Origin of the sequence: Microcystis sp. M113S1 (assembly GCF_020246945.1) — a bacterium.
In the GTDB taxonomy this organism is placed as follows: domain Bacteria; phylum Cyanobacteriota; class Cyanobacteriia; order Cyanobacteriales; family Microcystaceae; genus Microcystis.
In genome coordinates this window covers 1-2,756 of sequence record NZ_JADBSA010000138.1, presented here as the reverse complement: position 1 = coordinate 2,756, position 2,756 = coordinate 1, and the positions used below count along the sequence as shown (strand labels likewise).

The 2,756-nt window shown below is 42.6% G+C and carries 3 protein-coding genes and 1 pseudogene; 1 reads left to right on the top strand and 3 read right to left on the bottom strand.

The window, feature by feature from the left end:
- Positions 1-138 (top strand): DUF3086 domain-containing protein (locus IM319_RS07045; protein ID WP_287735110.1); only part of this gene is annotated, 138 nt, incomplete at its 5' end.
- A 576-nt stretch (positions 139-714) separates the two neighbouring features.
- Here the strand turns inward: IM319_RS07045 and sixA are convergent.
- The 3 genes and pseudogenes from sixA to IM319_RS22700 form a co-directional block, all read right to left on the bottom strand.
- Positions 715-1,209, bottom strand: a complete 495-nt coding sequence (sixA, locus tag IM319_RS07040) for a phosphohistidine phosphatase SixA (protein WP_287735109.1) — start codon at positions 1,207-1,209, stop codon at positions 715-717.
- Between the two features lie 52 nt (positions 1,210-1,261).
- The gene (locus IM319_RS07035; RefSeq protein ID WP_286823899.1) at positions 1,262-2,485 is read right to left on the bottom strand and encodes a DHH family phosphoesterase; all 1,224 of its coding nucleotides are present in this window, start codon (positions 2,483-2,485) and stop codon (positions 1,262-1,264) included.
- A 146-nt stretch (positions 2,486-2,631) separates the two neighbouring features.
- Positions 2,632-2,756: pseudogene (locus tag IM319_RS22700) on the bottom strand (RRXRR domain-containing protein); the annotation flags it as partial.

The window sequence follows — 2,756 nt, the reverse complement described above, 5'->3', positions numbered from 1 at the left end:
CGTTTAATCGAGGATAAGTATTCACCGCTCATTATCATCGATGATACCGAAGAACGGCTCAATTTCGCTCTTTTACAATTCCCCTACTGGTTAGCTTTTGCCCCTGAACCCCAACAAAGTTCTAGTTATTGGTATTAACTAGTTAGGGTCTGCTGAAAAAGTTTTTCGGTGGGGGTTGGGGGTTGGGGGTTGGGGGTTGGGGTGTGGGGTGTGGGGTTTTACCCATTTTCAGGTGGTCAATTACCTAATTTTCAGGGAAAAAGTGCCTAAATTTCCCCCCGATCACTCCCAGATCCAGTACTTTTTGATTTCAAAAAAGCCTAAAGATATTATCCAACAAGGTTTTTAGATTTATTCAGCCAGCCCTAGCTAATCCTACCAGACGAGATTGATGAGATTGACTTAAAAATTGGCAAATTATCTTAATTTCATTTTCACTTAAAGGATTTTTATTGTCCATTTATTGGTTATTTTTAACTAAAAATTGCCATTTTTGTAATGATTTTTCTGTTAGGTAATTGTCGGATTTGTTTGAGAACTATTGATAAGTTAACTTCTCAATAAATTGCCCAACTAAATTAAGATTGTCTGCGGATAAAACTGCTAACTTCTCAGTTAATAACTGGCGTAATTCTATATCGTTTATGATTTTTTAACTATTAACTAAACATCGATTGTAGTCTCCAAAAAGGATAGATACACCTAGGTTAATTCCTAGAGGAGTAATTTCGGGGCTGTCAACCAGAATAACTGACACTTGCCTAGGGGATTTTGTTGATTGGGAACCTCTAGACCGATTATTCCCGCTTTTTTGACCGATAATTTTCCTTGAAACTTGCCCCAAACTAGCATTTCCGTCCAATAGCCTAAATCCGGTTCGTGGCCCACCAGTGCGATCGCGGTTTCCTCTCGCTGATAGTCCGACTTTTGCCACCATTGCACCCAATCTTGAATATTGCCGTTGGGTGATAGGGAATTAAATTGCTCAATTTTACGGCTTAAACCCGCTTTTTGCAAAATTTCGGCGGTTTGCACGGCACGCACCAGGGGAGAAGTGAGAATTAGGTCAAATTTCACCCCCAACTGTCCTAATCTTTGGGCAACTTTAGCGGTTTTTGCCTTACCTTCCTCGGTTAAAGGACGTTCCCCATCGTTGAGATAATCCCCAGATTGCCCTGCTAATCCATGACGCACAAAATAAAGTTTCATATCACTGTAGGGTCGGTCTTTGCGATGATAATAGATAGCTGAGGTCCGATAGCTAGGTGCGAATTACCTTTTCATCGGGGTTAACTAGATGGGAAAGTTTCTGTTTAATTTGGGTGTCATAGAGTTCCCACTTAAGTTTCGCATATTCGGCATTATTATTAAAACCACCGAGGAAACCGATAGGAATTTCAAAACCTCCGGCCATATAACGACCACCACCAAAAAAGCGACCTTGGTTATCCTGTCCGAAAGCTTCCTTAAGAAATTCATCGGGATCTAGGGTAATTTTGCTGGTACGCATAGAACCAATGACTAACTCGATCTCCTCATCTTCATCGTGAACGATACCATAAACCAAAGCCGTGTGAACATTTTCTTCTGTCACCAAAAAATCGGCAGCTTGGGGAATCGCATCCCGGTCATCATAACGCAAATAACCGACCCCGGCGATCGAATAATTATTTTTGATAATACGGTTTTTTAAGGCCCGTTCAATCACATCCATCACCCGTCGGGATCTGGCCGATTGCAGGACAGCGTTTAATAATTGGGCATCGTAGAAACGACTGAGATAACCAGCAGCAATAAATTCACACTCTTGCGCTTGCATTAAATTATTCGTATCCGATCGCAATCCGTGCATCAAAGCTGTGGCACACTTAACATGGACGGTATCGCTACTATTAAAAGTCAGTAACCCTTTTTGGATATATTGGGTTAACATCGCCGCTGTTGCCCGCATTTGGGGACGAATATCGACAAATTCCGCCTCTAGATCCCCTTGACGGGTATGATGATCGATCACAGCAATAATGGGAATTTTTGCCTGTTTAACCAGAGTGGTTAACTGACTATTGGTTCCCTGACCATCGACAAAAACACAACCCTGATAAACCGAGAGATCTCTATCCTTGAGGGTATGGACTCCCCAACGTTTAGCCGGTAAACCCGTTAGTTTTACCAAAGCGACATTTTCCTGATGGGAGAGAGTACCCGCATAGACTATATCACAGTGAATATTGTACTGTTCAGCGATAATTTGATAGGCCCAGGCGCTAGAAAGGGCATCGGGATCCGGGAAATCCTGCATCACCACAATTTGATTTTCGCCGCGGTGATTTTCCAAAGTACGTCGCAAGCGATCGATCAGGGAAATAAGTAGGGTATCATTACTAACCGTGACTGGAGGAAGGGGACATACTGCCGACGCTTCCCCTACCACTACATCGGTTTCGAGGGACTTGGCAGGAACTAGACTCAGTAATTCAGCCATCATTTTTAGAAAAGTTTGCTTAAGGGTAGATTCAGTCGGGATTTTTTGAGCTAATTAATTCTAGACGATATCCCCGCTCGATCGGTTCATCGAAAAACTGGGTCTGAAACCCCGCCCTTTAGCGATAGCGGAAGGCGGCTTTATATGAATTAGTGAGAAACAATTAAACCGTTAGAACGACGAATTAACTGAATCTTGCTAACAGCTATCTGTCCCAATCGTGTCCAACTGGTATCGCTTACAGATAGCTGTTTTTCGGTATCTCCACTAACAT